Source organism: Mesorhizobium sp. BR1-1-4 (genome assembly GCF_020165375.1).
GTDB lineage: Bacteria > Pseudomonadota > Alphaproteobacteria > Rhizobiales > Rhizobiaceae > Mesorhizobium > Mesorhizobium australicum.
In genome coordinates, this window is the sequence record NZ_JAIUIB010000006.1 from 259,578 (window position 1) to 281,245 (window position 21,668).

Sequence of the window (21,668 nt, forward strand, 5' to 3'; positions counted from 1 at the left end):
CGCAGCAGGTGTCCTTGGCCAATCACGTTTTGCCGATTGGAGCAATGCAACAGGCGGATCGTTCTAGCGTGTGCGCCATGCCGCCGCGCCAGCGGCAATCAGCATCAGCAAGGCCGCAACTGCCGCGCATGTGGCGAAGCCGAAGCCGGAATAGAGCGGCCCGAAGCCGGTGGTGCCGACGAACACCGCGAGGTAGGTCACCGCGCTGTTCAGCCCCATGATCGTGCCCCGCCGCGACGGATCGAGCGCCGACAGGCGCATCACCAGCACGTTCAGCCCGAAATGATTGGCAAGTCCCCAGGCAGCCACCATGGCGAGCGTCAAGCCATAGCTGCCGCTGGTCGCGGCGATCGCCACGTAGACGATGGCGACGAGAAGGTAGGCAAAGGGCATGACGCGTCGGGCGCCCAGCCGATCGATGATGCCGTCGAAGAGCGCCGCCGTGCCAAATCCCGCGCCATAGGCGAGGGCCGCCAGCCCGTTGGCGCTGACCGGCTGCCCCAGCCCGCTGTGGAGGTGGTCGCCAAGATAGCCATAGACACCGTAGAAGGCGGTCATGAAAGCACTGCAGGCAACCAGGAGGGGCACAATGCCGGGGATGTTCAACGCCGCCAGCGGGGCGGGCGCCGGTCCGGCCTTCCGGACATCCGGGAGCGACGATGCGCTGAGGCCGCCAAGCGCCAGCGTCGCCAGCACGGCCACGGCGACAAAGACGGCGCGCCAGTGCACGAGATCGGCAAGCACCGCCGACAGCGAAACGCCGGCCACCATGCTGAGCGTCCACCCGGTCAGCACCACGCCGATCGTGCCGCTTTCCCGCCCGGGCGGGGCGATGGCCGCGGCACTGGCATAGATTGCCGGCATGGCGACGCCGGCCGCGACCCCAGCGATAAGCTGCGCGGCAACCAGCGCGCTCACCGTCGGCGCGGCCGCGCTGGCGACCAAGGCCAATGCCAGCAGCAGCAAGGCCGCCCGCAACATCCGGCGCGCGCCGAGCCGGTCGATATGGCGTGCCAGGAACAGGGCGCTCGCCGATGTGCCGAGGCCGAACGCGGCCGCCGCCATCATCACCATGGGGACGCTGGTCGAGAACGACACGGCCACTGCCGGAGCGATCGGGCCCAGCACCAGCGAATTCGAGCCGATCACGGCGATGCATCCGGTCAGCAGATAGGCGAGGGCCGGGATGGGCAGCCTGGTGTCCGCGCCCAAGGCTGTAGCTTGATCGTTGTTCGACATATCATCATAATGGCCGTATTAAATTCCGTGACAATCGGGAATACCGCTATGGATGAAGAAACAGATGGCATTCCGCGGAACAGGCCGGCGGCCCGGGATGTCGACGCGACCGACCGAAAAATATTAGGCGTTCTCGTCGAAGACGCGACCGTCAGCTATGCCGAACTCGGCGATCGCGTCGGCTTGTCGCCGCCGGCAGCGCACGAGCGCGTCAAGCGGCTTCGGCGCAGCGGCGCCATTCGCAATACGGCCGCCATCATCGATCCCAACGCGGTGAGAAAACCGCTGCTCACCTTCGTTCACATAGACACCAGCGGCTGGGGCAAGACCCCTGAACTGATGGCGATCTCGGAATATCCCGAGGTCGAGGAGATCCACACCGTCGCCGGCGATACATGCGTACTACTCAAGGTGCGCACCGAGGACACCAAGGCGCTCGAAGGCCTGCTGTTGCGTCTCTACGAGACACCAGGCGTCACCTCGACGCGCAGCTACGTGGTTCTGGCGACCTATCTCGAACGGCCGGTGCAACCCGGCATCACGGCGCAGTGGCCGACGCCGAAGCACATGGGCAAGCCGTTGTATTGAACGACCTGGCTCGTCGCTTAGCTTCCCAGCCGGATCGTCTCGAAATAGGCGTCGGTGCCGACCTGGCCGCCTTTCAGCGCTATTTCGAGGCCATCGATCTCACCGCCGCCATGGGCGACGCAGAGCGGAGATCCCGGCGATTGCGGCAAAGGCATGCGCACGGTCAGCGCGTCGATGGCCAATTGTCCGAGCGCGTGGCTGGACGTATCGCCACCGGCGATCACCGCGCGCTTGAGTTTCTGTTCCACGATCAGCCGGCGCAGGATGGTCCCCAGCGCTCGCCCGAGCGTGTTTCGCGCGCCTTCGATCCTGTCGATCTCGGCGCCCCGGTCGGCCTGCGGGCCAAGCGCGGTGTAGAGGATGACGCTGCGGCCCTTGGCCAGACTTGCCAGCCCGGTGGCGACCGCCTGCTCGATCGCGTCGCCGGCGCCCTCCGAGACCAGTCGCATCGCATCCATTTCGACGCCGTCAAAACCGTGGGCGAGCGCAAAGCGGATTTGTTTCTCGGTGGTAGGCGAAACGCTGCCCGAGACGACCGCGAGGCGGTCCACCGGGCCGGGCGGCGCGAACGACGCGTGCCCGGAGACGATGCCTTTGCCGGCCCATTCGGCAAGCAAGGCATATTCGACGCCCGAGGATCCGACAACGAAGCCATGGCCTTGATCGTGGATGCGCCAGATCTGCTCGCCGACGCGTCTCTGTGTCTGGCGGCTTTCAACATCGAACAGGACGATCGCCCTGTTTTTCATCGCCTGGTCGACCGTTTGCGCAACATCGTCGGCCTGCAATGCCGCCAGGTCGACAAGGCCGGCGCTGAGACTGGTCTGATGCGAGAGATGCGCGAGCAGGTCTGCTTCGTTCATCGGCGTCACCGGATGCCTGCTCATCACAGGATGCCTGTCGATGCGGAAATACTCGCCACGGAACGCCGCGAAAAGATTGCCGAAGGCGGTGTAGCGCTTGAGCTGCGGCGCCCCGACCACCATCGGCACGCTCGCCCCGCCGAAAATACGCCTGCCGATTTCGGTGGCGCGGCCAATGCTGCCGACCGCCGGGCTGGAATCGAAGGTAGAGCAGATCTTGTAGTGGCAGATCGCCGCCCCGAGGCCTTTCAGCCATTCGAAGGCCGGCGTCAGGTTTTCCTCCATCCATTGCGGCGTTTCGCTTCGGCTGGTGCCCGCCAATCCAACCGCGCGGCAATGCGAAAATCGCGCCAGCAAGGAAGGATCGGGCTGGTGCATGAACAGCACCGTTGGCACGCCGCCGAGCTCAAGCGCCTCCATGACGTCCGTCGAGCCGGTGAGGTCGTCGCCATAATAACTGAGGAGCAGGTTTTGCGCGGCCATGCTCATGCTGCCTTGCCGTCGCCGAACTTTTCGATCGATCGGGCCAGTTCGATGTGATCGCGGGCATAGTCCGCCAGCGCAATGCCCTCGACCGCCGCCTGCCAGGCCTGCAGCACGGCCCGCACGCCGGCACCGGGTCCGTCCGGATGGCTGACGATGCCGCCGCCGCAGAGGTAGAGGAGGTCGACCGTGCGGCCGGTGCGCTCATAGGTTTCGGGTGCCTGGCCGCCCCATTGGCCCGAGCAGGCCACGGGCAGCGCGCAATCGTCTGATGAAAACAGCGGCGTCGTCACTGCCTCGAAGGAGCGGATGAAGGAATCGTCCGGCTCCCAATATTTCGAGCCGATGCCGTTGATCTGGAACTGGTCGACGCCGAGCAGCCGCCAGAATTGCTGCCAGACCTTGAAGTCCATGCCGAGGCCGGGGTGGCGTGTGAGAATGTCCCAGCCATTGCGATGGGCATGCAGCACCAAGCCGGAACGCTTCCGCAGAAAAGCCATGCCACCGAAGCCGATCGAGTTGATGTTGACGACCGCGCAATTGCCGCCGGCTTGGAGCACAAGATCGTGGTTGCGCATCATCTCGTCGGGATCGGCATGCGAGATGCCGAAGGCATACATCACCTTCTTGCCGGTCTTCTGCTCATGGTCGAGAATCCCTGGCATGATCGCCTTCACCCGCTCCGCCAGCGGCGAATAGGCAGGGCTCATCAGCTTCTCGTCGTCCTTGATGAAATCGACGCCGGCCTCGATCAGTTCGCCCACCATCGCGGCCGTCTCGTGCGGCCTGAGACCAAGCGCCGGCTTGACGATGGTACCGATGATCGGGCGGCCCTCGACACCGGTCAGCCTGCGGCTGCCCGCAACGCCGAACTGTGGACCCGGATGGGCACCCCGGTATTGTTCCGGCAGCTTCATGTCGATGACGCGGATGCCGGACAGGCCCCTGATCGAATAGGTGCCACCAATGGCAATGGTCATCAGTGCCGACAGGTCGGTGCCGATGGCGTCGAAGGGGAAGGCGATGTCGACATCGGCGCGCCGGAAGGGCCCGCTGCCGGATCCCGGGAGAGAGGGTTGCACGGCATCCGGCAGGTGCCGGATCGCCAGCACGCGCGCCGCCACGCGCGCCTTCAGCTCCTCGGTCTCGCCCGGCAGCGCGACGAAGGTGCCGGTCGACTGGTCGCTGGCGATCTTGGCGGCCAGCGCCTCGATGCTGCCAGGGGTTTCGATGCGATAGGTAAGCGTGATCATGGTCGGTCGGCCGCTCGAAAAGGGTTCGAAAAAAGTTTCGTCGCGCAGGAAATCTGGTATAATGAGTACATAAGTATTGCAAGAAATATCCGCGCCTCGGCAAGAGCGGGTGTGCTGCGGCAAAGCTGGAGCGAACCCGCTCCAGGCGCGGGCATTCCGGTAATCCTGCCGGGAATGCTAAACAGGAACCGGGCCAGGGAGTGATTCGTCACGATGAACCGTTCGGAGCCGATCGTCCGGCGCAAACTTTCCGACGAAGTCTTTGCAAGACTGAAGCGGCTGATCACCAGCGGCGAACTGCAGCCGGGCGACGACATGCCGTCCGAGCGCGAGTTGATGGAGCGCTTCGAGGTCGGCCGGCCGGCGATCCGCGAGGCCATGCAGGCGCTGAGCAATATGGGGTTGGTCGCCATCTCGCATGGCGAGCGCGCCAAGGTGCTGCAACTGACCGCCAAGTCGATCATCAAGCAGGTCGACGGTGCGGCCAAGATCATCCTGTCCTCGTCCCGGGACACGCTGGAGCACCTGAAGACCGCGCGCATCTTCTTCGAGCGCGGCATGGTCAGGGAAGCCGCGGAAAGGGCCAAATCAGAGGATGTGCAATTGCTGAAGGCGACCGTGGCCGAGCAGCGCGCCGCGCGTGGCGATTCCGAAGCCTTTATCTCCGCCGACATGAAATTCCATACCCAGATCGCGTCCATTTCAGGCAATCCGATCTATGTCGCCGTCAGCGAAGCCACGCTGGGCTGGCTGAAGGAATACCACACCGAAATGCTGATCTGGACCGGCAAGGAAAAATACACGCTGACCGAGCACGAAGAGATCATCGACCGCATCGAGCACGGGGATGCCGACGGCGCCGAGAAGGCGATGATCAAGCACCTCGAGCGCTCGCGCGCGCTCTATGTGATGAATTCCGAGAAGTAACCGATCCTGGTAATCGCATAGGGAGACATCACGAGATCGCCCCGGCCAAGCGCGGAAGCGTCGACCCGCATGTCGTTCGGTGTCAGGTTCGCCAGCCAGACGATGGTCTCGCCCGACGCGGAGCGGCCGGCCAGCGCCAGGACCCGCGTCTCGTCGCTCGTCATGGCGGAAACATGCGTCAGCCCGGCCAACTCACAAAGCCCTTTGACGGCCTGGAAAATCGGCCGCGGCGATCCCTCTGCGGCGGGTTCGCCCGATCCCGCGACCACGCCGAACGGTCCGGCGAAACTGGACAGTGTCAGCATCTCCAGTCCCGCCGGTGCGACGCGCGCGGCATAGCCGATCGTCCATGCGGCGGCGAACTGCGCGGCGTGGCGTGGATCGCGGTTCGCCATGGCGATGCGCTGTCCCTGAGGATTGTCCTTGGTCGCACCACCATACGGGTTCTGGCGCATGGCGATCGTCGATGGTCCGATCCGGTACGGCTTTGTCCCGAAGATCGCCCGCGTGGACCGGGTGATGAAGGGCAGCGCCTCCAGCGATTGCATCACGCTGAGATCGTCGGCGGCGTGCACGATCGGATTGGTGCAGTGGGTGATGAAACCGAGCTGGCCGGCTGGAACGCGCTTGCGGTTGAGTTCGGTGAAATAGCTGAACATGCCGCCGCCGAGGCGGAGGCCGGGAAAGCCCCGGCGGGCGGCCGCGTAGACGTCCTCGAGCGGTGGGCATGCCGGCCAGGCACTGCCCGGCGGCGTCGATTGCCGGTCGACCGCAGGCGACACCGCGATGGCGTCGAGCCGCAGGCCTGCCCGGCGCACCATGTCGGCGATCTCGGAAAGTTCGGCGTCCAGATCGCCGGCACAAGCGACCACGCACTCCAGCGTCGTCGAAACAGGATAGGCGGCCGCCAGCCGGGCATGGGCGCGCAGCGCCTCGAGGCCGTGACCACGCGTCGGGTCGAAGTGGAAAAGCAGTTGCCGGGGACCGAGCCCTCGCAGCAACGGCAGGTCGGCAAGTGCCGCCTCGATCTCCTCGGGATAGACCACGATGCCGATATCGGGCAGCTTCGCGCCGGCTTGCCCGAGCTCGACGCGGACCGGTTCGGCCGGCGCCGCCGAGGCAGGCACATTGGCATCGCCGGTGATGCGCAGGCTGATCGTCTGGCGCAGCGCCTGCCCGGCCGGCAGCACATACGGCCATGGCAGCGCCAGCGGCCGCACATAGGTTTTGTACGAGGCGTCGGACCAGTTGCGCTGGTCCTCCATCTCGAATGCGTCGCCTGCCATCCGGCATTGCGCGACAACGCCGGGCCGCACCTGATGCGTGATGGCGCGCAAATCCTTGAACGGCTGCCAGGGGTCGATCAGATCGGGGAGTTCCGTCTCGACCACGCTGCCGTCGGTGTGCTCGACGGTCACCGGGCTGCCGGCGAGGCCGGCGATCGGGTGCAGGATGCAGAAGCCGCAGCGGTTGGTTTCGAAATCGCTCTCGGGGAGCGCGGTCACATCGAAGACCAGCCTGCCGTCGGCGGACCCTTCGATCGTCGCGTGGAAGCCGAGCCGGCTGCCGTCCGGACTGAGGCAGCTTGCCGCGTAGCCGACGGAGAAACGGTCGTCCTTCTGGTCGATGGTCAGGTCCGTGAGGTCAGGCTCATGGGTGCCCCAGTCGCGGTCTCGCACGATGTAAGCTATGGCACGCAGCACTTCGATGCCGCCGTGACGAATGGTGCGCAGATTGCCGTTGTCCAGTTCCGCGCTCAATGCGCCCGCGCGCAGCGTGACCGGCTTGGGCTCGGCCGCGCTCGTGCCGTAGAGCTGGAAAGCGTCCGCCGTCATCTGAGCAGCGCGTCGATCTGCACCGGTTCTCGGCTGGCGGCACCCGCATAGGCAGCCTCGACCAGGGCGAATGTCCTAAGATTGTCCGCGCCTGAAGTCGCCGGTTCCTGGCCTGATGCAAGGCAGTCGACCCAGTGCCGCTGGATGGCGGCAACGCTTTCCTGGATGTTGTGCCACGGTCGCGAGGCCCAGGGCAGCAGCGGCGGCGAGACGTCGCTCACCCTGGTTCCGCTCTTGCCGGTGACGGTCAGCCGGTAGCCTTGCGCCAGCCGGATCGTGCCGTCGCTGCCATCGAGTTCGATGAGCGTCTCCGGGAACGGCTCCGCGGCAAGCTTGGTCGCATAACTGCAATCGACCACCGAGGTGGCGCCGCCAGCGTGGTCCATGAGGATCGTGGCGACATCCTCGCCGGCGATGGCCGGGTTGATGCGTTTGGTTCGCGCGGTCAGGCTCGACACATCGCCGAGCAGGAAGCGGGCGATATCGAGGATGTGGATGCCGAGGTCCTCGATGATGAAGCGCTTGCCCGTCGCGAGATAGGGCTGGCCGGAGAACACGTCATAGCCGGAGCGGAAGGAGATGCGGCCGAAGAAGGGTGTGCCGATCTCGCCGCTGTCGAGCACCGCGCGCACCGCCTGGATCGGCGATTGCCAGCGAAAATTCTCATGCACCATCAGCGGCACGCCGGCATCCGCGCAGGCTTTCACCATCGCCTTGGCGTCGGCCAGCGTTGGCGCGAACGGTTTCTGGCAGATCACGGGAACGCCATGCGCGGCCGCCATCTCGACCAGCGGCCGATGGCTGCCGACCGTGGTGGCAATGTCGACGAAATCGAGCGTCTCGGCGGCGAAAAGTTCCGCCGCGTCGGTGTAGCGCCGCGTCACGCCGAACTGGTCGCCGACTATCTTGAGCCGCTCGGGATCGCGGTCGCAGACGGCGATGATCGCGGCGCCTTCGATGTCGTGCCAGGCATGCATCTGGTTGACGGCGAAGAAGCCGCAGCCGATCAGCGCTCCACTTAAGCTCGCCATGCTCAACCCGCCTTGGCCATCTGCATCAGGGTGACGCGCTGCTGCAGCCGGCGCTGCGCCTGGTCGACGACCACGGCGACGATGATGACCAGCCCCTTGATCACCATCTGCCAGAAAGAACTCACGCCCATCATCACCAGCCCGTCCGACAGGATGCCGATGACGAAGGCGCCGACTATGGTGCCGCCGATCGTGCCGCGCCCGCCCGACATCGAGGTGCCGCCGAGCACCGCCGCGGCGATGGCGTTCAATTCGAAGCTCTCGCCCGTCGCCGGATGCGAGGCCATCAGCTCCGAGGAGATGATCAGGCCGACGATCGCGGCGCAGAAGCCGGAGAACATGTAGACGAACATCTTGACCATGTTGACGCGCACGCCCGAGATCCGCGCCGCCCGCTCATTGCCGCCGACGGCGAAGATGTGCCGGCCGAGCGGGGTGTAGCGCGCGAGATAGGCAGCCCCCAGCGCCACCACGATCAGAATCCAGATCGACACCGGCAGGCCGAGCAGCCGGCCGGCGCCGAGGAAGCCGAAGCCGGTGGTGCCGAGTTCCGGCTTGCCGACCAGGTTGGGGAAGGTGCGGCCGTCGGAGGACAGCAGCGCGAAACCGCGCGCGACATAGAGCACGCCGAGCGTGGCGATGAAGGGTGCGACGTTGAGCCTGGTGATCAGCAGCCCGTTGACGGCGCCGATCGCTATGCCGACCAGAAGCGTGATCAGGGCGATCTCGACGACGTTGAAATAGATGGTGTAGCCGATCTGCAGGTCGATGCCGTTGAGCACGAGATAGCCGGCCACCATGCCGCACAGGCCGACGATCGAGCCGACCGAAAGATCAATGCCGCCGGTGATGATGACGAAGGTCATGCCCATGGCCAGGAAGGCGTTGAGCGCCACGTGCTTGGCCATCAGGATCAGGTTCGCCGCAGACAGGAAGTTCGGCGCGGCGATCGAGAAGAACACCAGGACCGCGATCAGCGCGATAAAGGTCCTGAGCTTCATCAGTGTCAGCAACGCGGAGCCGCCGGAGGCGGAAGGAGCGGTCGCCTTGGCCGGAATGTCAGTCATCAGCGTTGCTCCCCATGTGCGGCCGGTCCGTGGCCCAGCGCCGACGCGGCGACGATCGCCGCCTCCGTCGCTTCGGTGCGGTCGAACATGCCGGTCAATCTGCCATTGCTCATCACCGCGATGCGGTCGGACAGTGCCATCACTTCGTCGAGGTCGGAGGTGGCGAACAGGATGCCCAGCCCGTCGCGCGAAAGCTTGCGCATGGTGCGGAAGACATCGGCCTTGGCGCCGACATCGATGCCACGGCTGGGCTCGTCCATCAGAAGCACTTTCGGTCCGGTGAGCAGCGCCTTGCCGATCACCACCTTCTGCTGGTTGCCGCCCGACAGCGACGAGACTTCCTGCGCCGGGTCGGCGACCTTGATTGCGAGTTCCCGCACCATCTGCATCACGGCCTGCCGCTCGGCGCCGCCTCGGATATGGAACAGGCGCACGAAGCGCGACAGGCTCGCCAGCGTCAGGTTGCTGGCCACCGAGAGGATCGACACCAAACCTTCGCGCTGGCGGTCCTCGGGGATCAGGGCAAGCCCGCGCTGGATGCGGCGCGTCGTGTCGCGCTCCTTCACTTGCCTGCCGGCGATGAAGATCTTGCCGCTGGCATGGCCGTGGCGGCCCATGATGCAGTCGAACAATTCGCTGCGCCCGGCGCCCATCAGCCCGTATATGCCGAGGATTTCGCCGGCGCGCAGCGACAGCGAGACATGGTCGACCGCCAGTCCGCCGGTGACGCGCGGCAGGCAGATCTCCTCGGCGCGGAAGATTTCCTCGCCTGGCTGGTGGCCGTCGGCCTTGGCGAAATCCTTGGCGTCCGAGCCGATCATCTGCCGCACGATCCACTGCGTGTCGACGTTCTTCATTTCCTCCTGGCCGGTGATGCGCCCGTCGCGCAGCACGGTGACCGTATCGCCGATGCGGATCAGTTCTTCCAGCCGGTGCGAGATGTAGACGATAGCGACGCCGCGCGCCTTGAGGTCGGCGATCACCTTGAACAGGATTTCGACTTCCGTGGCACTCAGCGCCGAGGTCGGCTCGTCCATGATCAGGATCTTGGCGTCGAGCGATACCGCTTTGGCGATCTCGACCAGCTGCTGCTGGCCGATGCGCAAGTCCTCGACCAGCATGTCTGGCCGGATGCCGGCCTCGAGCCGGTCGAGGAATTCGCCCGCCCGCTTTTCCTGTGTCTTGCGATCGATCTTGCCCAGCCGGTTGGTGATCTCGCGTGTGGCGAAGATGTTCTCGGCCACGGTCATACTGCCGAACAGGTTCAGCTCCTGGAACACCATGCCGATGCCGCGCGCGACCGCGTCTCCCGACGAGGAGAAGGAAACCTCTTCGCCTTCGAGCAGGATACGGCCGAGGGTCGGCTGCTCGACGCCGGCGATGATCTTCATCAGCGTCGACTTGCCGGCGCCGTTTTCGCCGACCAGCACGTTGACGGCCCCCTTGTGCACCTCGAAGTTCGCCTGCTTGACCGCGACCGTGCCGGCATAAACCTTCGAGACGTCCTCCAGCTTGAGGATAACCTCGTGAGCGGGGCTCATGGCTTCGGCCCGATCTCGGCCTCCGCCGGGGTCACCAGCGGCAGGTCCTGGCCGCCTTCGATCGTATAGGCGCCGATCACCTTGGCGGTGCGGCCCTCAAGCGCCTCGCGAGGCAGTTTGGACAGCACGGTCTTACCGGCATAGGCGTTGAAGGCCTTGCCGAACTGGGCGAAGTCGATCTGATTGGTGAAGTCGTTGAACTGGACGAAATCGAGGCTGTCTCTAAGTGCAGTGCCGCGTATCGCCGGCCCGATCTGGACGCGCGCATCGGCCTTGTCGTCGCCGTCCACGTCGACATCCATCGTTGCCGCGCGCGACTGCGTGTTGGCGGCGACGATCTTGCCCTCGACGCGGACCGCGAAGGTCCATGGCGAATTCGCCTGCTTCCTTGGATTGCCGTATTTGGCGCCGGCCGCCGCCGGATCGGTTTTCGCCAAGGCATGGACCTCGGCGAACGGCCCAGCCTTCTGCCTGAGGTAGGGGATGACCTTCGGGGCCCAGATGTCCTCGACCATCTTGTCCGGGTTAAAGGCAGACGCGCTGTTTTCACTCTGCGCCACCGGCGTCGGCAGGATTTTGCAACCGCCGAGGCCAAGGCCCGCGAGCGCGACAAGCGTCAGCCAACTAAAAGGGGTTAGCCAGGTCAATGTCTTCGGCATGGCGGTCAAAAGCACCCGGAACGTGAAATTAGAGCAATTCCAGGAAAACTGTGAAACGGTTTCCCGTCCGGAATTGCATCAAAATAAAGCACTGAGGGGCGAACGCGTGTCCGCCCCTCGCAATTATATCGTGCCGGCTCAGTTCTTCAGCGCGAAGGTTTCCAGCTTGGCGGCATTGTCGCCATTGATGAGCACGCAGTCCATCAGCTGCTTTTCCTTCTCGGGCGACTTCTTGTTCTTGATGAAGTCGTTGGCCTGTTCGACCGCCATCTGCGCCTGGGCGTAGGCCGGCTGCAGCACCGTCGCCTTGATGCCGCCCGAGGTGATGGAATCACGCACGTCGTTCGAACCGTCGAAGCCGACGACGATGACATCCTTGCGGTTCGCCGCCGCGAGCGCCGCATAGGCGCCCATCGCCATCGTGTCGTTGCCGGAGATGACGCCCTTGATGTCGGGGTTGGCCTGCAGGATCGATTCCATCTTGGAATAGGCCTCGGTCTGGCTCCAGTTGGCCGATTGCTGCGCGACCATTTTCAGGTCCGGATAATCGTCGATGACGTCATGGTAGCCCTTGGAGCGGATGCCGGCATTGGTGTCGGATTCCTTGCCGACCAGCTCGACGAAATTACCCTTTTCGCCCATCAGCTTGACGAACTCCTGCGCGCCGAGCTGGGCGCCCTGGTAGTTGTTGGAGACGATCTGCGCCACGGCAACGCCTGTGGCGTTGATCTCGCGATCGATCAGGAAGGAGGGAATACCGGCGTCCTTGGCCTTCTGCACGGCGGCGACGGTCGCGTCGGCGCCGGCATTGTCGAGGATGATCGCCTTGGCGCCGCGGCCGATCGCGGTATCGATCAGCTCGGACTGCTTGTTGGCGTCGTCGTCATGCACCAGCACCAGCGCCTCGTAGCCGAGTTCCTTGGCCTTGGCCTCGGCGCCGACGGCTTCCGCCTTGAAGAACGGATTGTCGTGCGATGGGGTGATGATGGCGATGAGGTCCGCCGCGTAGGCGGGCATCGCCGTGCCGAGCGCCAGCACGCCGGCGAAGGCGGCAAGCGTCATTCTGCGTGTCAGTTTCATGAAGTCCTCCCGTTTGAAAAGCCTGTGTCTCGATCGTTCGAGCCACTTGTCTGTGTTTGAATTCGTCAGCGTGTGAAGGTTGCGGAACGCCCGGGCTCAAGCCACCAGCTCCGCCAAGGCAAGTTCCTATTCCCCATCCTCCACCCGTCTCAGCATCGAACTCCCGGCGAAGCGTGATCCGAGCGAGCATTAGCTTAGCTAACTGGTATGATGAGTCAACCACAAATTCAGGTGATCTGTACCTAAGGCAGATCTGTACCTAAGACGCTCAAGTGATCCGCTGGATGCTGGCCGCGATCTCTTCGGGCTCGAAGACGCGCTTCCAGTCGTCGCGCATCAGCACCGGCTTGCCAAACTCGATCGCCTTGTTGCAGGCATCCGAGAACACCCCCTTGGTTTCGCCGAAGATGACGGCGCCGAGCACGTTCATGTGGCCAAGCAGGAAGTCGAGTGCCGCCTGCTGGTCGACGCCGCGCGCCACCACCTCGTCGACCGCTTCCTTCATGACGACCAGCAGCGAGGCGCACACGGTTTCCGAAAGGCCCGGCTCGAGCAGCGCCATCTGTTCGACGGAAACGCGGTGCGAGCGCATTACCGGCGCCCAGATGATCTTGGCGATGGCCTCCCCCTTGGCGTAGTCGGCCTCCGGTCCCTGCATCAGTGCGCTGACCATGTGCTGCTTGGCCTTGACGCCGCCGAAATAATCCTTCTTGGCCGCCATGTCGGTCTCGTCGTTGAAGATCGGCGGATGACAGGGATGGGTGACGAAGTAGGTCAGGTCGGGACGATTAGGCAGATGGCCGGCAAACGGTGCGGCGGCATCGAGCACGATGACCATCGTGCCCGGCGCAAGCTTGCTCTCGATGCCGGCCGCGACCTTGCCGATATGGGTGTCCGGCACGGCCAGGATCACCACGTCGGCGCCTTCCAGCGCCTCGTCGGCGCTGACCGTGTCGAAGCCCAGTCCGGTCTTCAGCCGCTCGCGCCCGGCCTCGCTGACCTCGACATGGCGGATCGTATAGGGCGAACCGCGGAAATTGGTCGAAAGGCGGTAGCCCATTTTGCCACCGGCACCGAACAGCGCAATCGTCGTCATCTAGCCCTTGCTCCTTGGTCGCGGACGCCGGCATTGCCGATCGTCACCTTATCTACTGGTATGATCACTCTACCAAAGCTTGGCAAGAGAAATCATCACTCGGATTTCAGCGTGCCGTCGTCGCCTGCGCGGTCGACGGCGGCTCGCCTCGACAGCACCTGGCGGCCGGCCAGCGCCAGAACGAAGATGACGACGATGCCTTGCACGATGTCCTGCGCACCTGGCGGCAGGCCGACGATCTGCATGGTGGTGACGATGAGGATCAAAAGGATGCTGGCGAACAGCGTGCCGACGGCGCTGGCCGAGCCGCCGAAGATCAGCGTCCCGCCCAGAACCACCGCAGCGATCGACTGCAGGAGATAGGGCTGGCCCATTTCGAGGAAGGCGCCGCCTATATAAGCGCCGAGCAGCAGCCCGTTGAGCGAAGCCAGCACCGCCGAGATGATGAACGCCGACGCGATGATCCGGTTGTTGCGGATCGCCGCCAGTCGCGCGGCGGTGCGATTCTGGCCGACCGCCGACAGCAACTGTCCGAACACCGTGTAGCGCAGCACGAACGCGGTCGCGGCCACGCCGACAATGGCGATGACGGCCATGATCGGCACGCCGGAGACGCGGCCCGTCGCCAGCGTCTTCAAGAGCGGGCTGACGGCGAAACCCGATATGGCGCGGTTCGACAGCAGCGTTGCCGTCGCCAGCACATAACCCGTCGCCAGCGTGGCGATGATGGCTGGTATGTTCAGCCCGACGACGAGCAGCGAGTTCAAGCCGCCGACCGCAAGGCCGAGCAGGATCGCCGCACCCACGCCGATGGCGAGGTTGGCATCCTGGCCCTTGATGGTGAGCAGCGCCACGAAGGCGCTGAGCGTGATCACCGACGCCACCGAAAGGTCGATATTGCCGCGCCCGGTGGTGACGACGAACATCTGGCCGATGCCGACAACGGTCAGGAACGACGCCGATAGAATGATGCCCGACAGGCTGGAGAGGCTGAACCGGTTGGTGACGATGGACAGCACCAGCCAAAGAACGAGCACGCCGATCGCCGACCAGACCCAGCGGTTCTTCTGCGCCCAGAGGCTGAAGGCGGCGAGGCCGTTCATTGTTCGCTCCTGCGGTCGGCGGTCAGGCTGCGCAGCGTCAGCAGGGCGATGAGGATCAGCCCTTGCGTTGCCGCGTTGAAGTCGCTGCTCACGTTCAGCGTGCCGAGTAAGGCGCCGATCAAGGCCAGCGTGACCGCCCCGGCGACGGCGCCGACCGGCGAGATGACGCCGCCCAGCAGCGAGCAGCCGCCCATCACCACGGCGGCGACGCTGAGCAGCGTGAACGAATTGCCGGAATTGATATCGCTTGCCGTGTTGATCGCGGTCAGCGACAGGCCGGCGGCAGCCGCGAACAGTCCTGCGACGAGGTAGCGCACCAGCGCATAGCGCGTCGGCGACCAGCCGGAGCGGATCATGGCGGTCGGATTGTTGCCGAAGCCGCGCAGCACCACGCCGAGCGGCAGCCGGTCGATCACCAGCACCACCAGCGCGACCGCGGCGATTAAGATGATGGAGGTGGGCAGGAAACCCAGTGACCAGCTGAACATCGCCGACAGCCATTCGGGGCTGGCGCCGCCCGGCGTCGGCTGCAGCGCGTAGCCCAGTCCCATCCAGATGAAAGAGGCGCCAAGCGTGACGACGATGGCTGGGATCTTGCGTGCCTGGATCAGGCCGCCAAGCCCGGCATAGGCGGCGACCGCCGCCGCCAGCGCCAGCGCGCCGAGCCATGGCTGATCGTAGAGCAGCGTGGCGGAGAGCACGCTGACCAGGCCGGCAAAGGCGCCGACGCCGAGATCGATCTCGCTGCCGCCGACGATGAACATCTGCGCCGCCGTCACCAGCACCAGCGACAGCGCCGGCATCAGGAGCAAGTCGAGCCCGAAGATCGAAGCGACCGCCGGATTGGCCGAGATCATCACCGCCAGCACGGCGGCGAGGCCGATGAAGGGAGCCGCGTTCACCAGCCGGCGGGCAAGCCCGGCGCCGGCGGTGCTGTGTCGCGGGCCGGCGCGCGTGCCCGCCTGCTGGGCGAAGGATGCGCCGACGACGGCCGATTCCGTGATCGCCGCTCCGCTCAATTCCTTGACGATGCGCCCGCCCGAAAACACCAGCACGCGGTCGCAGGCCAAAAGCTCGGCATCTTCGGTCGTATGCCAGACCAGCGTGCGCCCGCTGCGCGCGATCTCGTTGCAGAGCCTGTAGAAGTCCTGCTTGGTGGCGATATCGACGCCGCGCGTCGGATCGTCGAGCAGCAGGATCGGCGTGTCGGCGACGAGCGCCCGGGCAACCAGCGCCTTCTGCTGGTTGCCGCCGCTGAGTTCGAGGATGTTGGAGCCGAAGCGCTTGTCGTCGAGCCGCAGCCGGCCGGCCGCTTCGGCCGCCGCCTCGCGGTTGGCACGCTGCGAAACCAGCCCCAGTGCCGGACGGCGGGCAAGGCTGCCAATGCTGATGTTTCCAAGCACGCTCCACAGCGGGAACACGCCTTCCTTCTGGCGGTCGCCGGCAATGAAACCGGCATCGCCGCTCCGGGTCACCGCGGCCCCTCTGGCGGAATCCGGCTCGAAAATGGCGTGCAGCAACTCCTTCTGTCCGCTGCCCTCGAGCCCTGCCAGTCCGATGATCTCGCCGCGGCCGATCTCGATGTCGCGGCCGAGCCCGGCAGTCAGGAAGCCGGACAGTTTGACCAGCGCCTCGCCGCTGCTGGCGGCAGTCGCGCTGTGCTGGTGGATCGAATTGGCGTCGCCGCCCATGAGCTGCACAAGTTGGCCAATCGAAGTGCCGGCGACATCGCCGCGCCAGGCGGTGCGCCCGTTGCGCAGCACCATCACCTGCGTGGCGATGTCGATGATTTCCTGCAGCTTGTGGCTGATGAAGATGAAGGCAAGGCCGGATTTGGCTCGTTCGCGGATGAAGGCCCGCAACTGCCTCGAGCGGTCGAGGTCGAGCGAGGAGGTCGGCTCGTCGAGCACGATCAGCTTGACACCCGGCGTGGCGGCGGCGCGCGCGATCTCGACCATCTGCCGCTCGGCGATGGAGAGATGGCCGACTTCGGCGTTCACATCGATGCCGTTGGCGGGAAAGACGGCGTCCAGCGCCGCCCGGGCGCGGGCTCGATAGAGCGCGCGCCAGCCCGGCCGGTTGCCTGCGTCGCCTGGCGTCTCCAGGAAGAAGTTCTCGGCCACGGAAAGGTTGGCGCACAGCGACAGTTCCTGATGCACCATGCGGATGCCGCGCCTTTGCGCCTCCGCCGTGTCGTAGTCGGCGAAGCCCACATCCTGGCCGGTGAACGAAATCGAGCCGAGGGTCGGTGACGTCGCCCCGCACAGGATGCGCATCAGTGTCGATTTGCCGGCGCCGTTGCCACCGACCAGGCCGATGATTTCGCCGGCCGAGACGGCGAGGTCGATCTGCGCATTCGCCAGCGTCGGCCCGAAGCTCTTGGTGATCCGCGACAGCGAGACGACGTTTGGCCTGGTGTCGGGCACCGTAGCGGCTGCACCCTCCGGATCGGTTACGGCGAGATGGGACATTCGTCCTCCGTTTCTTACGGGCAGGGACCGGGCGCGGCCGTTTGGCGCGCCCGGTCCCTGGCAATGGCAGCCTTACTTGCTGAGCAGGTTCTGCTTGACCCAGTCGAGCGAATAGGTAGGGCTGATGATCTGGCCGCCCGGCAGCTTCGCATACTCCTTGAGATTGCTGGCATCGACCGTCGCCACCGGCATGATCATCAGCTTCGGTGCCTTGCCGCCCTTGAGCAACGAAAGGCCGAGCCAGAACGCGGCGCCGCCAATGCCCGGCGTGGTGTTCATCGAGACGGTCTGGTAGCCGTTCTTGGCATTCTCTTCGGCCCACCATTTGACGAAGTCGGTGCCGCCGCCGCCTTCGATGATCGGCATCTTGCCGGCATAATCGCCGCCATACTGGACGAAGGCCTGGGCGATGCCGACATCGTCGCTGCCGCCCTGGCCGAGCACGGCGTCGACATGTGGCAGCGAGGGCAGGACGTTGGCGATCGCCGCCTGCGCGACCGAGGCGGTCGCCTGGCCGTAGACGGTGGCGACAACCTTGATGTCGGGATATTTCGCCAGCACCGACTGCTGCGCGTTGAACATGTCGTTGTCGGGCGCAGAGCCCTTCACGCCGCGCACCTGGATGACGTTGCCCTTGCCGCCGATCATCTTGAAGACGGCTTCGGCCTGGGCCGCCTTGTAGCCCTTGAAGTCGAAGTTGAGCTGGTAGTTGCAGGGCGCCGAAGCAACCGAATCGAAGGAAACGACGATGATGCCGGCCTTGCAGGCCTTTTCGATGATGCCGTTGACCGCGGTCTCCGAGGCGGCGTCGACGGCGAGCACATCGACCTTCTTGAGGATCAGCTCGGCGATCTGGCTGTTCTGCTGCGCCACCGAGCCGTCACCGTTCATGATGATGTAATCGGCGATCTGGCCACCTGCCTTGGCTTCCTTGGCCGAGGCCTCGAACGCCTCCACCATCTGGTGGCGCCAGGTGTTGCCGTAATAGGCGTTGGCGAGCGCGATCACCGGTTTGTCCGACGATGCGATCGCCGGCAAAACAGAAGCACTGGCCAGCGCGGCGCCGGCAAGCGCCGCCACAATTGAAAACTTCATGATCTCTCCTCCCAAAAACCGGCCGACCTGATCGGCTCGTCTGTCACTCCGTAAAGGTGTCTCTTCCGAAGGACACCATACCAGCTACATGTTATACCAGCATACCAAATAGGCAAGCCACTCGGAACCTCATTTGACTGAGTCGACGGGAGCAACGCGCCCGCCGGGTTCTCCGTCTCATCCCTGGCCAGTCGGGCCGTGCCGACACTATGTTTGCCGTCACGGCCGCGTCGAGACTGGCCACACTGGACGCTAGGTCATCATATATGTAATGTCAATTATTAGCGGGGACCTTGCCTGTCGGTGCGACTCGGGATCGATTGCCCCCGGGAAACGATCAGGAGAGATGCGGATGGAACCGGTCCAGAAGAAGAAGTTGTATGTCGAGGTGCTCGATCGGCTGATGGCGGCGATCTCGACATCCGAATTTCCGCCCGGTTCCCAATTGCCGTCGGAAAAGGAACTGATGACGATGATCGGCGTCGGGCGGCCGTCGATCCGGGAAGCGATGCTGACGCTGCAGCAGATGGGGCTCATCCGGATATCGCACGGCGAACGGGCGCGCGTCATCAACCCGACGCCGGAGGTGATCGTCGATCAGGTCTCCGCGGCAATGGTCATGATGCTGGCGACGAATTCGCGCGGCCTCGAAGAACTCAAAGAAGTCAGGCTCTTGCTGGAAACGGGCCTGGTTCGGATCGCCACGCGACGCGCCACGGCCAAGAGCCTGGAACGGCTTGCCGGGACCTTGCGCCACCTACGCGAGGCGAAGGGCGACCAGGCTCGGTTCGTAACCGCCGACATGGAATTCCACGCCGTCATAGCGGAAATGAGCGGCAATTCGATGATCGCGGCCGTGGCCAAGGGCATGCTCGAATGGCTGTCGCGCTTCAAGCGCGATCTCGTGGCCGTGAAAGGCGCCGAGCGTCTGACGGTCGAGGAACACGAACGCATCTACAAGGCGATCGCCAGCGGCGACGCCGAAGGCGCCAGCGCCGCCATGGCGGACCATATAGGCCGCGCCAACGAACTCTATTCGAAACTGGCGGGCAACGACGGCGGGGACTGACAGTCGCAAATTTTTTGACCGGGAAAACTCATGTGATGACATGATGTCTTTTTGATGCTATCGCTCCCGTTATGAAGTTCATTCCAGCCGGGAAGCCTGCATTGACCGGTCGTCTTAACGCCACCTACCTGATCGAAACCCGCTATCCCATGGAGGTCGCCGCGGCCGCGATGGCGGGTGAGCAATCGAGCGGGACATTCCGTCCGATCCCTGGGGAGACGCCGGAACTGCTGCTCAGATTTGGCGCGCGCGTCGAATTCATGGAGGATCTTGGCGAGGTCGATGGCGAGGCGTTGCCGTTTTCGCGCGCGCCCGGAGATGCGGCGGCCGTCAGGCCGCGCCGGGCCAAAGTGGGTCTTTCCTGGAACATCGAGAACATGGGCACCGTGCTGGCTTCGGTCTGGTCGACGGTGCTCGGCAATCTGTTCGAGCTGCATCATTTCTCGGCCATGCGTCTGCTCGACGTCAGCTTTCCCGATGTCTTCGCTGATGCCTATCCGGGGCCGGCTTTCGCTGTCGAAGGCACGCGTCGTCTGACCGGCGTCACGGGACGGCCGCTGATCGGCACCATCGTCAAACCGAGCGTCGGCCTTACGCCGCGGGAGACCGCGACCCTGGCCGATACGCTGATCTCAGCCGGCCTCGACTTCATCAAGGACGACGAACTGATGGGAGATCCCCCGCATTCGCCGTTCGAACAGCGGTTCGAGGCGGTCATGGCTGTCATCGACCGGCACGCCGACAGGACCGGGCGCAAGGTCATGTACGCGGCCAACATTTCCGGCGACATCGACGCCATGCACCGCCAGCTTGACCTGATCGAGCGCCGTGGCGGCACCTGCGCCATGCTTGTCCTCAATTCCGTCGGCCTGTCGGGTGTCGTCAAGATGCGCCGGCATTCCGCCGTCGCGCTGCACGGCCATCGGGCGGGCTGGGGTCTCTTCAGCCGTTCTCCTGACGTCGGCATGAGCTATCTCGCCTACCAGAAATTCTGGCGCCTGGCCGGCATCGACCACATGCACGTCAACGGGCTGTCCAACAAGTTCTGCGAGCCCGACGATTCGGTGATGGCATCCGCCCACGCCTGCCTCACTCCGATGTTCGGCCGCGCCGACCGGCCCGATACGGTGATGCCGGTGTTTTCGTCCGGACAGACCGCGGTGCAGGCGGGCGAGACCTATGGAAGGCTCGGCACGAACGATTTCATCTATTGCTGCGGCGGCGGGATCATGGCGCATCCCGGCGGTCCGGCCGCCGGCGTTCAAAGTCTGCACGATGCTTTCGAAGCCGCCGCGGCAGGCATTCCCGCGCGCGACTACGCCGCCACGCATCCGGAGCTCGAGGCCGCGCTGCAAGCGTTCGGCTGAATCTGCGCCATCGGCGCGCCATCAAGAGGAAATGGGAGAGAAGCAAATGACGACATCCGTGGCGGTGCTTGGAGCCGGAGGGAAGATGGGCTTCCGCGTGACACGCAAGCTGATCGAAGCAGGTTACGATGTCCGCGCCGTGGAGATCGGCGAGGCCGGCCGCAAGCGGTTGGGAGAAGCCGATATCGCCGCCGTCGCCATGGAGGAAGGCATTCCCGGCGCCAAGGTCGTGGTGATGGCTCTGCCGGACAACATCATCGGCCAGGTGACGCGGCAGGTCTCGCCGATGCTTGCCAAGGGCACCATGATCCTCGTTCTGGATGCGGCCGCACCCTATGCCGGCGACCTGCCGAAGGACAGGCCAGATCTCACCTATTTCGTCGGCCATCCGTGCCATCCGCCGCTGTTCGGCGACGAGACGGAGTGGGCCGCGCGTCGCGACTATCATGGCGGCATCGCCAGGCAGTCGATCGTCTGCGCCCTGATGCAGGGACCTGAAGAGGACTACGCGCTTGGCGAGGAGGTGTGCAAGGCGATGTGGTCGCCGATCATCGACAGCCACCGGGTGACGGTCGAACAGCTGGCGATCCTGGAGCCCGGCCTGTCCGAAATGGTCGCCATGCCCTTCGTCGACACGATGGTCGAGGCCGTCGAGGAGTGCGAGCGCAAATATGGCATTCCAAGGCAAGCCGCGCTCGACTTCCTGATCGGTCATCTGAATGTCGAGATCGCCATGTGGTTCGGTTTCTCGCCGAAAGTGCCGTCCGACGCCGCACTGCGCCTGATGCGCTTCGCCAAGGGCGTCGTGGTCCGTGACGACTGGCGCGAGGCACTGTCGCCGGCCAAGGTGAAGGAAGCCTCGGAATTGATCGTCTACGGCAAGGGAGCCTGAGCCCTGCCT

18 protein-coding genes are annotated in these 21,668 nt (G+C 64.8%); 5 read left to right on the forward strand and 13 right to left on the reverse strand.

Translation table 11 applies throughout. The features are described from left to right. Positions 1-63: 63 nt before the first annotated feature. Positions 64-1,239: an MFS transporter gene (locus LB571_RS15375; RefSeq protein ID WP_224595684.1), complete on the reverse strand. Its 1,176-nt coding sequence runs from the start codon at positions 1,237-1,239 to the stop codon at positions 64-66. A 48-nt stretch (positions 1,240-1,287) separates the two neighbouring features. Between LB571_RS15375 and LB571_RS15380 the strand changes: the two genes are divergently transcribed. Beyond that, positions 1,288-1,827: an Lrp/AsnC family transcriptional regulator gene (locus tag LB571_RS15380; protein WP_015318952.1), complete on the forward strand. Its 540-nt coding sequence runs from the start codon at positions 1,288-1,290 to the stop codon at positions 1,825-1,827. Positions 1,828-1,844: 17 nt separating this feature from the next. Here LB571_RS15380 and LB571_RS15385 read toward each other — a convergent pair whose 3' ends face one another. Both LB571_RS15385 and oiaX read right to left on the reverse strand, forming a co-directional pair. Further along, entirely contained in the window at positions 1,845-3,173 is a 1,329-nt protein-coding gene (locus tag LB571_RS15385) for a four-carbon acid sugar kinase family protein (protein WP_224595688.1), read from the reverse strand. 2 nt (positions 3,174-3,175) lie between these two features. Beyond that, the gene (gene oiaX / locus LB571_RS15390; RefSeq protein WP_140724604.1) at positions 3,176-4,426 is read right to left on the reverse strand and encodes a 3-oxo-isoapionate-4-phosphate decarboxylase OiaX; all 1,251 of its coding nucleotides are present in this window, start codon (positions 4,424-4,426) and stop codon (positions 3,176-3,178) included. A gap of 213 nt (positions 4,427-4,639) precedes the next feature. Between oiaX and LB571_RS15395 the strand changes: the two genes are divergently transcribed. Further along, positions 4,640-5,353 (forward strand): transcriptional regulator NanR, encoded by a 714-nt coding sequence (locus LB571_RS15395; RefSeq protein WP_140617398.1) that lies wholly within the window; start codon positions 4,640-4,642, stop codon positions 5,351-5,353. Here the strand turns inward: LB571_RS15395 and LB571_RS15400 are convergent. The 10 genes from LB571_RS15400 to LB571_RS15445 all read right to left on the reverse strand — a co-directional run bounded on the left by LB571_RS15400 (position 5,329) and on the right by LB571_RS15445 (position 18,331). Next, positions 5,329-7,188: a hypothetical protein gene (locus LB571_RS15400; RefSeq protein ID WP_224595690.1), complete on the reverse strand. Its 1,860-nt coding sequence runs from the start codon at positions 7,186-7,188 to the stop codon at positions 5,329-5,331. The genes LB571_RS15395 and LB571_RS15400 overlap by 25 nt on opposite strands. Next, positions 7,185-8,219: a Gfo/Idh/MocA family protein gene (locus tag LB571_RS15405; protein WP_224595694.1), complete on the reverse strand. Its 1,035-nt coding sequence runs from the start codon at positions 8,217-8,219 to the stop codon at positions 7,185-7,187. The genes LB571_RS15400 and LB571_RS15405 overlap by 4 nt, the downstream gene beginning before the upstream one ends. A gap of 2 nt (positions 8,220-8,221) precedes the next feature. Further along, the gene (locus LB571_RS15410) at positions 8,222-9,286 is read right to left on the reverse strand and encodes an ABC transporter permease (protein ID WP_140661496.1); all 1,065 of its coding nucleotides are present in this window, start codon (positions 9,284-9,286) and stop codon (positions 8,222-8,224) included. Beyond that, positions 9,286-10,827 carry a sugar ABC transporter ATP-binding protein gene (locus tag LB571_RS15415; protein ID WP_224595697.1) on the reverse strand — a complete coding sequence of 514 codons (1,542 nt, stop codon included), beginning with the start codon at positions 10,825-10,827 and terminating at the stop codon, positions 9,286-9,288. The genes LB571_RS15410 and LB571_RS15415 overlap by 1 nt, the downstream gene beginning before the upstream one ends. Next, positions 10,824-11,486: a DUF2291 family protein gene (locus tag LB571_RS15420; RefSeq protein ID WP_015318944.1), complete on the reverse strand. Its 663-nt coding sequence runs from the start codon at positions 11,484-11,486 to the stop codon at positions 10,824-10,826. The genes LB571_RS15415 and LB571_RS15420 overlap by 4 nt, the downstream gene beginning before the upstream one ends. A 138-nt stretch (positions 11,487-11,624) precedes the next feature. Further along, entirely contained in the window at positions 11,625-12,566 is a 942-nt protein-coding gene (locus LB571_RS15425; RefSeq protein ID WP_015318943.1) for a D-ribose ABC transporter substrate-binding protein, read from the reverse strand. Positions 12,567-12,834: 268 nt separating this feature from the next. Further along, positions 12,835-13,662, reverse strand: coding sequence for a phosphogluconate dehydrogenase C-terminal domain-containing protein (locus tag LB571_RS15430; RefSeq protein ID WP_015318942.1), 828 nt, complete (start codon positions 13,660-13,662; stop codon positions 12,835-12,837). Positions 13,663-13,757: 95 nt separating this feature from the next. Beyond that, positions 13,758-14,765, reverse strand: coding sequence for an ABC transporter permease (locus tag LB571_RS15435; RefSeq protein ID WP_140617393.1), 1,008 nt, complete (start codon positions 14,763-14,765; stop codon positions 13,758-13,760). Continuing rightward, positions 14,762-17,236 (reverse strand): ATP-binding cassette domain-containing protein, encoded by a 2,475-nt coding sequence (locus LB571_RS15440; RefSeq protein ID WP_224595700.1) that lies wholly within the window; start codon positions 17,234-17,236, stop codon positions 14,762-14,764. The genes LB571_RS15435 and LB571_RS15440 overlap by 4 nt, the downstream gene beginning before the upstream one ends. A gap of 72 nt (positions 17,237-17,308) precedes the next feature. After that, positions 17,309-18,331 (reverse strand): ABC transporter substrate-binding protein, encoded by a 1,023-nt coding sequence (locus LB571_RS15445; protein ID WP_140617391.1) that lies wholly within the window; start codon positions 18,329-18,331, stop codon positions 17,309-17,311. A gap of 352 nt (positions 18,332-18,683) precedes the next feature. Between LB571_RS15445 and nanR the strand changes: the two genes are divergently transcribed. From nanR to LB571_RS15460, 3 genes are all read left to right on the forward strand, one after another. Continuing rightward, on the forward strand, positions 18,684-19,400 hold the full coding sequence (nanR, locus tag LB571_RS15450; protein WP_015318938.1) for a transcriptional regulator NanR: 717 nt from the start codon (positions 18,684-18,686) through the stop codon (positions 19,398-19,400). A 71-nt stretch (positions 19,401-19,471) separates the two neighbouring features. Beyond that, the gene (locus tag LB571_RS15455) at positions 19,472-20,767 is read left to right on the forward strand and encodes a ribulose-bisphosphate carboxylase large subunit family protein (protein WP_140617390.1); all 1,296 of its coding nucleotides are present in this window, start codon (positions 19,472-19,474) and stop codon (positions 20,765-20,767) included. 46 nt (positions 20,768-20,813) lie between these two features. Continuing rightward, positions 20,814-21,659, forward strand: a complete 846-nt coding sequence (locus LB571_RS15460) for a phosphogluconate dehydrogenase C-terminal domain-containing protein (RefSeq protein WP_140617389.1) — start codon at positions 20,814-20,816, stop codon at positions 21,657-21,659. The last annotated feature ends 9 nt before the right edge of the window (positions 21,660-21,668 follow it).

What these genes read in the sequence shown, in the direction of transcription:
- LB571_RS15375 (WP_224595684.1), bottom strand. Translation starts at nt 1,239, where the DNA reads ATGTCGAACAACGATCAAGCTACAGCCTTGGGCGCGGACACCAGGCTG.
- LB571_RS15380 (WP_015318952.1), top strand. Translation starts at nt 1,288, where the DNA reads ATGGATGAAGAAACAGATGGCATTCCGCGGAACAGGCCGGCGGCCCGG.
- LB571_RS15385 (WP_224595688.1), bottom strand. Translation starts at nt 3,173, where the DNA reads ATGGCCGCGCAAAACCTGCTCCTCAGTTATTATGGCGACGACCTCACC.
- oiaX (WP_140724604.1), bottom strand. Translation starts at nt 4,426, where the DNA reads ATGATCACGCTTACCTATCGCATCGAAACCCCTGGCAGCATCGAGGCG.
- LB571_RS15395 (WP_140617398.1), top strand. Translation starts at nt 4,640, where the DNA reads ATGAACCGTTCGGAGCCGATCGTCCGGCGCAAACTTTCCGACGAAGTC.
- LB571_RS15400 (WP_224595690.1), bottom strand. Translation starts at nt 7,188, where the DNA reads ATGACGGCGGACGCTTTCCAGCTCTACGGCACGAGCGCGGCCGAGCCC.
- LB571_RS15405 (WP_224595694.1), bottom strand. Translation starts at nt 8,219, where the DNA reads ATGGCGAGCTTAAGTGGAGCGCTGATCGGCTGCGGCTTCTTCGCCGTC.
- LB571_RS15410 (WP_140661496.1), bottom strand. Translation starts at nt 9,286, where the DNA reads ATGACTGACATTCCGGCCAAGGCGACCGCTCCTTCCGCCTCCGGCGGC.
- LB571_RS15415 (WP_224595697.1), bottom strand. Translation starts at nt 10,827, where the DNA reads ATGAGCCCCGCTCACGAGGTTATCCTCAAGCTGGAGGACGTCTCGAAG.
- LB571_RS15420 (WP_015318944.1), bottom strand. Translation starts at nt 11,486, where the DNA reads ATGCCGAAGACATTGACCTGGCTAACCCCTTTTAGTTGGCTGACGCTT.
- LB571_RS15425 (WP_015318943.1), bottom strand. Translation starts at nt 12,566, where the DNA reads ATGAAACTGACACGCAGAATGACGCTTGCCGCCTTCGCCGGCGTGCTG.
- LB571_RS15430 (WP_015318942.1), bottom strand. Translation starts at nt 13,662, where the DNA reads ATGACGACGATTGCGCTGTTCGGTGCCGGTGGCAAAATGGGCTACCGC.
- LB571_RS15435 (WP_140617393.1), bottom strand. Translation starts at nt 14,765, where the DNA reads ATGAACGGCCTCGCCGCCTTCAGCCTCTGGGCGCAGAAGAACCGCTGG.
- LB571_RS15440 (WP_224595700.1), bottom strand. Translation starts at nt 17,236, where the DNA reads ATGTCCCATCTCGCCGTAACCGATCCGGAGGGTGCAGCCGCTACGGTG.
- LB571_RS15445 (WP_140617391.1), bottom strand. Translation starts at nt 18,331, where the DNA reads ATGAAGTTTTCAATTGTGGCGGCGCTTGCCGGCGCCGCGCTGGCCAGT.
- nanR (WP_015318938.1), top strand. Translation starts at nt 18,684, where the DNA reads ATGGAACCGGTCCAGAAGAAGAAGTTGTATGTCGAGGTGCTCGATCGG.
- LB571_RS15455 (WP_140617390.1), top strand. Translation starts at nt 19,472, where the DNA reads ATGAAGTTCATTCCAGCCGGGAAGCCTGCATTGACCGGTCGTCTTAAC.
- LB571_RS15460 (WP_140617389.1), top strand. Translation starts at nt 20,814, where the DNA reads ATGACGACATCCGTGGCGGTGCTTGGAGCCGGAGGGAAGATGGGCTTC.